We start from the raw sequence: 6,966 nt of genomic DNA on the forward strand, positions 1-6,966 counted from the left end.
ACAACTACCGTGAGATCTACCTCCGCGTCCCCCTCTCAATCCTGCGCCGGCGCGACCCGAAGGCGCTCTATGCGAACGCCGCCAAGGGCCACATCAGTAACATTCCGGGCCTCGACCAGCAGTTCGAGGAGCCTCGCGCCGCCGACCTTGTGATCGACAATGGCGGCGAGCTGAGCCCAACCGAGATCGCCGAGCGCCTCTTTAGGTGGATTCGCGGAGGTGATCGACATGCGCCATGGTGACTTCACAAGCCTTGCAGCCCGCTATGTGTATCGACCCGGTTACTCTCCCACGGTCGTGCGATGCCTCATCAGGTTTACCGGAACTGACCGGCCCGGAGCTTCCGTCGCCGATGTCGGGGCAGGCACAGGAATTCTGACGCGGCAGCTTGCTCTATCCGGGCTGACTGGAAGCGCCGTCGAGCCGAATGAAGCGATGCGACGGGAAGCGGCGCTTCAAGCTGACGTCATGGAGTCATTTGCCTGGCTCGCCGGGACGGCTGAGGCAACGACGCTGCCCCAACATTCGGTCGATTGGGTGTGCATGGCATCCGCCTTTCACTGGACGGATACGCGACGCGCTCTTCGCGAATTTCATCGCATTCTCCGGCCCGGCGGGTACCTGACCGTGCTCTGGAATCCGCGTGACCTCGAGCGCGACGGCATGCACCGTCATATCGATGAGATCATCCGAGGTCTGGTGCCCGAGCTGGAGCGGCGCTCCTCCGGAGCGCCGGCGTACACCCGCGATATGGACGCATTGCTCCAACAAGACGGTTGGTTCGGCGATGTGTTCTTTACCGAAGCCGCGCACCTTGAGCGGATGTCGCGCGACCGGTTCTTGAACATCTGGCAGTCAGTCAACGATATCCAGGTGCAGGCAGGTCCGGATCGCTGGGCGACCATCCTCAGGACGATCGAGCGGGAGACGGAAGGTGAAGAGCGGCTCACGCTTCGCTACCGTACGCGAGCCTGGACCGCACGCGCGCAGGAGTCCTAGCCGATGCAGGCGTTTAGGAACAAGTCCGAGACCTTATTGTATCTGGCTCCTCGCCTGGCCGCGGCGACGGTTCTTGAACAAACCACCTTCACGGTTGCCGAGTGGCGTGAGAGCCCCGCCAGGGTCATTGCGCAAATTCTCGTCCATCCATGGGCGGGAGCCCCAGTGATCGTCCGCTCCAGTGTCTCAGCCGAGGACGTCTCGGGCCGCTCACTTGCAGGCCACTTCAGCTCCGTTCAGAATGTTCGTGGTCCTGAGCAGCTGCGCAGCGCTATTGAGACCGTCCTGCGATCATATCGTGGCTTTGACAACGGTCTGGAACATGTTCTGGTGCAACCCATGCTCCAGGACGTCACGATGAGCGGCGTTGCCACGAGCTGTGAGATCGGTTCAAGTCGACCGTATTTCGTCATCAACTACAACATGACCGGCGACACCACCGCGGTGACGGCAGGCCGCACCAATGATATCGAATGCTACTATCACTTTCGCGATGCCGATCAATTGCCCTCGGATCGGCTTGGATCGGTCATTCGTCTCATGCTCGAGGTCGAGGCCGCCACGGAATGGGCCACCGTCGACGTGGAGTTCGCATTTTGCGCGGACACGGACGTTCCCGTTCTGCTCCAGGCGAGGCCTCTTCGTATCACATCGAAGTTCAAGCGCGATTTGAGCCACCACCATGCCGGCTTGAAGCGAGCGCAGAAGAAGGCGGCTGAAGTTCTCGCGCGACATCCACTCTGCCACGGCCACAGGTCGGCGCTCGGAATAATGCCGGATTGGAACCCGGCGGAAATGCTCGGTGTGCGCCCCAGACCACTGTCACTCTCGCTCTATCGTGATCTCGTGACCGACAGCGTTTGGTCTCACCAGCGCCGCCACTACGGTTACCGGGACATGCGTGGCTTTCCGCTGATGATCGATCTTCTCGGCATTCCCTACATCGATGTCCGGGCGAGCTTCAACTCCTTCGTTCCGCGCCAGCTCGGCGAAGAGCTCGCCGAGCGGCTGGTGAATTTCTATGTCAATCGGTTGGCCGCTCATCCATCGCTTCATGACAAGATCGAGTTCGAGATTGTCTTTTCTTGTTACACTTTCGACTTGAGGCAGCGGCTCCGCCTTCTGCGGGAACACGGATTCACTAGGCAGGAGATCGACACCTTTCTCGCCGCCCTGCGAGATCTGACGAGACGAATTATCGATCCGCGAAGCGGCCCCTGCAATGCCGATCGCACGGGCATTGCCTCGCTGTGCCGGCGCCGCGCGCTTCTTGCCAGCAGTGACATGCCGGCCCTGGATCGATGTTTCTGGCTTCTGGAGGATTGCAGGCGCTACGGCACCCGGCCATTCGCCGGACTCGCCCGGGCAGGCTTCATCGCAGTTCAAAGCTTGAATGCGCTTGTCATGCTTGGGATGATGAGCGCGGCTGGTCGACGGTCGTTCCTGATGGGCCTGAACACCGTCAGCGCGCAGCTGCGCCAGGACTTCGAGGAACTGGATCGGCAGGACCTCCTTGAGCGATATGGGCATCTCCGGCCGGGCACCTACGATATTCTTTCTCCTCGCTACGATGACGCACCAGACTTCTACTTTGGATCGCCCCCTGCGCAAGGGCCCCAGCGACATCGTTCCGCCAAGCGCGATGAAGTTCAGCCGAGCGCGCGCCTTGCGGACGAGGAGAAGCGCGCGATCGCCGAGGCGCTGGTGGAGCACGGCTTCGATATCGGCGTCGAACAATATCTTGCATTCCTGAGCAATGCCATTCGGGATCGTGAGGTCGCCAAATTCGAATTCTCGAGAAACCTTTCTGATGCACTAACCGCGCTTTCGAAATGGGGCGAGGAGCTCGGATTCTCGGCAGAGGAGCTGAGCTTCGCCGACATCGGCATCATTCGTCAATGTCATTGCTCGGCGATTGATCCCAAGCCGCTCCTCTCTGCTGCAATCGAGCGAGGACGCCACCTTCACGAGATGACGATGCAGACCGTACTTCCACCCCTTCTGACTGATGCAAAGGAGGTGTGGGGATTTCACATGCCGATCGCATCCCCGACCTTCATCACCAACAGGAGTTCGACGGGTCCTGTAGTAACGAAACTTGACGGTGATCGCATCGAGGGCTGCATCATCCTGCTGCCCAACGCCGATCCGGGCTTTGACTGGATCTTCTCACACGACATCGCGGGACTCGTGACTGCCTACGGTGGTGTCAACTCCCACATGGCGATCCGGGCCAGCGAGCTGGACTTGCCGGCAGTCATCGGCGCCGGCGAACGGCTGTTCGCTCGTTGGGCGACTGCAGCCGCCTTGAAGCTCGATTGCGCGAACCGGCACGTCGAAATGTTGCCTTCGGTCCGAGCCCATGAAGCTTATCGCCGTTACGCAGCGCGTTGAGGTTACGACTGATGAGCGGCGCGATGCGCTGGATCAGCGATGGTCGACGTTCCTTAACTGCGCCGGCCTTTCGCCAATAGCCATTCCGAACGACCGCCAAACAGCTCGACTGCTCTGGCAAGCCCTGCCGTTCGCTGGGCTCCTGCTTACAGGAGGCAACAACCTCGTCGAATATGGCGGCGATGCACCGGAGCGGGACGAGACTGAGCGTACTTTGCTCGAACAGGCGCGAAGCCATGGCCTTCCCGTCATCGGGGTATGCCGTGGCATGCAGCTTCTGCAAGCCGTCTTCGAGGTACCGCTCGGACCTGTCTCGGGCCATGTGGCCCAGGACCACGAGATCACGGTCGATGGCGTTCTTCTGCCAATCAACAGCTATCACAGCCTGGGTGCCCGTCAGTCCGCATCCGAGCTCCGCGTCCTGGGCCGCGCCGCTGATGGCGTCATCAAGGCAGTCCGCCACGTCCGTGAGCCCATCGTGGGGCTGATGTGGCACCCCGAACGCCGCGCCACCTTTCACGAATGGGACGTGCGTCTGTTCCAGCACCACTACGGAGTATCACCATGAGAACGTTGATACTGGCGGCCGGACGCGGACAGAGAGTTGGCGATCTGACTGACGATACGCCGAAGTGCCTGCTTCGTGTCGGCAACCGAACGCTGCTCGATCGACAGCTCGACGCTTTGCGGGCGGCGGACCTTCACGATATTGCGGTCGTCCGCGGCTACTGTGGGCACCAGCTCGAAGGCCGAAATCTCCCCTTGATCGACAATCCGGACTGGCAGTGCAGTGGCATCTGCGCTTCGCTCATGACGGGAAGGGCATGGCTCGACGGCTGGGGTGGAATCGTCGCTTACGGTGATCTCGTCTACACCCGTGATGCCGTGTTCGAATTGCTGCGGCACCCTGGCGACATTGTCATCCTCTACGACCCTTGTTGGTATGCCCTCTGGCGACGCCGCATGCCAAATCCCTTGTCTGACGCCGAGTGTTTCCAGCGTCATCCCGATGGCTCTCTGGCGCAAATCGGAGGCACTCCGAGCGATATCCTCGAGGTCGGCGGCCAGTACATGGGACTGTTGAAGTTCTCGGCCGCGGGTTGGACGACATTGGCTTCGGCGTTTGATGCGCTTCCCGCTCCGCTGCGGCGCTCGATCGATATGACGGGGATGTTGCAGCACCTCATCTCACGGGAGATTCGGGTAGAGGCCGCGACCGCCTCCAGCGCATGGATGGAGATCGATACGGCAGCGGATCTGGCCCTTTGCGAGGAGATGATCGAAGCCGGCGAGTTCGATTTCTTCGCTCGAAACCCTCCGACCATCAGACAGCATCCGGCATGAGGGAGATTGAGCGATGGATTTCATGGGACAGTACAGGGATCACTCCATAGCCGATCACTTCGAGATGGCTGTTCACGCCGCAGCCGTAAGGCATCGGATGCCGAGCCTCGCAGCTCAGGGACTCTTGCTCTTGACCACGTGCCTGCGCGTAGAGCTTTACGGCGACCGGGGAGCTGTCCTCGCGCAATCAGACGAGGTTGTAGGAAGCCCGAAGGGAAGTCTGTTCGGGATCGACGAAATCGCGCAGCGGCTCGCCGAAATCGCTGCCGGCGCCCGATCGCAGATCCTGGGTGAGAGCTACATCGGCGAGCAGATCGGTCAAGCCGCCGATCTCCTTCCGCCTGGATCGCCTATGAGGCGGCTTGCCGCCCTCGCAGTACAGATCGGCAAAGAGGCGCAACGCCAATGCGCGTTCTTTTCCACGGCTGACTACGACCGTATCGTACTGGATCTGGCCAATGAGGCGATCGGTACGGATCGGATCGGAGGCACGCTCTACCTCATCGGCGCCGGAATGCTTGGCCGCTCGATTCTGCTTGGCGAGCTGCCAGGTCGGTTCAATTCGACTCGAATCATCAGCCGCGCTCCCAAGGCAGTTCGCAAGAAACTGAGAGGCCTGGCAATCCCGCCGATAGAGATCAGTCGCGCCGACAATCTCAGGCCGGTCAAGGAACCCGATTCGGTGGTCGTGATCGCCACAAGCGACGTCACGGATACGTATCGGTCCACACTCGAGGCTCTGTTTCGGGCCATCGAGCCCAGCACGATTATCGAGCTGTCCTCGATTCCGGCCTTTTCCTGCTTGCCGCAATTTTCCGGCAACTATGTCAACATGTACAGCGAAAAGTTCAATCGCATTCTTGGCGCCAGCAACGACGCGCTGGCATCCAGACTTGAACAGGTCAAAGGCCATATTCGTGAGGCTGTCGGCGAGGCGCTCTGCGACAAGGCTGACCTTTTCAATGGCGCAAGCGTTCAATCAGGAGGCCAACATGGCGAAGTACTTGCTTGACCCTGCCAATGCCATCACCGCTGCGGCACTCGGCCTGGGCGTGCTCGGGATCTATCTTGGACTGACCGGAAGGCCCGAGCTTGGGATCGCAGCCGCACTTGGGGCCTTTCTGGCTGATCATGTCGATGGGGTGGTCGCCAAGAGAACAGCAGGTCGATCACAGCATACAAGAGAAATCGGCAGGAATCTCGACTCGTTGGCCGATCTTGTCTGCGAGTGCCTCTTTCCGGGATTGATCCTGCTCGTCGTCAACGACTACGCTCTCTCATCCCTGGCAATCGCGACCGCCAGCATCATCGTCGGTGCGCTACGGTTGAGCTATTACAATACGTTCGGTGCCCGCGACGGATATTTTGTCGGGGTTCCCGTCACCTATGTCGTACCAGCGCTTGCGACGGTTTTCCTGCTTTCACCGCTTCTTGGCCCTGGCAGGTTGGGCCTCGCGCTCAACATCACGTTCTGCATCCTGCTCTTGCTGCACCTGAGTTCGATCCGGATTCCGGTAACCAAGGGATGGATGTACGCGCCGGTCGTGATCTTCGCGCTGGGTGCGTCGGCAGCACTGATCGGGCGCGGCATGTCCTGAGCTCATCAGTGCGATTTCGTTGAGAACTTGCGAAACCTTGCTCAGCGAAGCGAATGGACGCTCATCTCGACGGAATATGATGACGGTGCCATCCCATTGGACAACATGGGCACCTCCCAGTGCGCCGGCAACGTCATGCCTTCAATCCCGCAGGCCGACGCACTCGTCATGGACGTCCAATCGCCCCCCTCCAACCGGGCCATGATGCCGCCCGGGCCGGCTCCGCTAAGGGCCGCCACCTCTACAACGAGTGAACGGCGATGTGGCAAATGGGGCGCTGTCCAGGAATGGTCGCTTCTGTCAGGATGTGGCGTGACATGGACGGCAAGGGGTTCATGATCTGCGCGCAAGTCGATAAGGAACGTTGGCGTCGCACCTTCATGACTTCGCCCGACGATGAGTGCTTGAGGCGAATCCGAAGGCCGTGCAAAACGAACCGACCAGCTCAACTGAAGGGGGACGCCGGGGGCCGCGGTTGACAGAGCAGATACCGCGATCGGCTTGCCCGGCTCCAGGGGAACGACGGTCCCCGCCGACTCCAGCAGGTTTGGCGGCCAAGTGCATCGCTCTCGGCACCGGCCCAATTCGTCGATAACCCGGTAACTGATGCAGGTGGGAGACGCATCGAATT

At 60.5% G+C, this 6,966-nt stretch carries 7 protein-coding genes; all 7 read left to right on the forward strand.

Annotated features, from left to right (window positions below; translation table 11 throughout):
- On the forward strand, positions 1–242 hold a 242-nt coding region (locus tag JOY90_RS24160), incomplete at its 5' end, for an adenylyl-sulfate kinase (protein ID WP_291693627.1).
- Complete coding sequence (locus tag JOY90_RS24165) at positions 229–999, forward strand: class I SAM-dependent methyltransferase (protein WP_291693633.1); 771 nt, start codon at positions 229–231, stop codon at positions 997–999. The genes JOY90_RS24160 and JOY90_RS24165, both read left to right, overlap by 14 nt.
- 3 nt (positions 1,000–1,002) lie before the next feature.
- Positions 1,003–3,393, forward strand: a complete 2,391-nt coding sequence (locus tag JOY90_RS24170; RefSeq protein WP_291693628.1) for a PEP-utilizing enzyme — start codon at positions 1,003–1,005, stop codon at positions 3,391–3,393.
- Positions 3,362–3,961, forward strand: coding sequence for a gamma-glutamyl-gamma-aminobutyrate hydrolase family protein (locus JOY90_RS24175; protein WP_291693629.1), 600 nt, complete (start codon positions 3,362–3,364; stop codon positions 3,959–3,961). The genes JOY90_RS24170 and JOY90_RS24175 overlap by 32 nt, the downstream gene beginning before the upstream one ends.
- Positions 3,958–4,737 (forward strand): phosphocholine cytidylyltransferase family protein, encoded by a 780-nt coding sequence (locus tag JOY90_RS24180; protein ID WP_291693630.1) that lies wholly within the window; start codon positions 3,958–3,960, stop codon positions 4,735–4,737. The genes JOY90_RS24175 and JOY90_RS24180 overlap by 4 nt, the downstream gene beginning before the upstream one ends.
- A 13-nt stretch (positions 4,738–4,750) precedes the next feature.
- The gene (locus tag JOY90_RS24185; RefSeq protein WP_291693631.1) at positions 4,751–5,749 is read left to right on the forward strand and encodes a hypothetical protein; all 999 of its coding nucleotides are present in this window, start codon (positions 4,751–4,753) and stop codon (positions 5,747–5,749) included.
- Positions 5,730–6,335, forward strand: a complete 606-nt coding sequence (locus JOY90_RS24190; RefSeq protein ID WP_291693632.1) for a CDP-alcohol phosphatidyltransferase family protein — start codon at positions 5,730–5,732, stop codon at positions 6,333–6,335. The genes JOY90_RS24185 and JOY90_RS24190 overlap by 20 nt, the downstream gene beginning before the upstream one ends.
- Positions 6,336–6,966 lie beyond the last annotated feature (631 nt).

Source organism: Bradyrhizobium sp., assembly GCF_019242285.1.
Classification (GTDB): domain Bacteria; phylum Pseudomonadota; class Alphaproteobacteria; order Rhizobiales; family Xanthobacteraceae; genus Bradyrhizobium.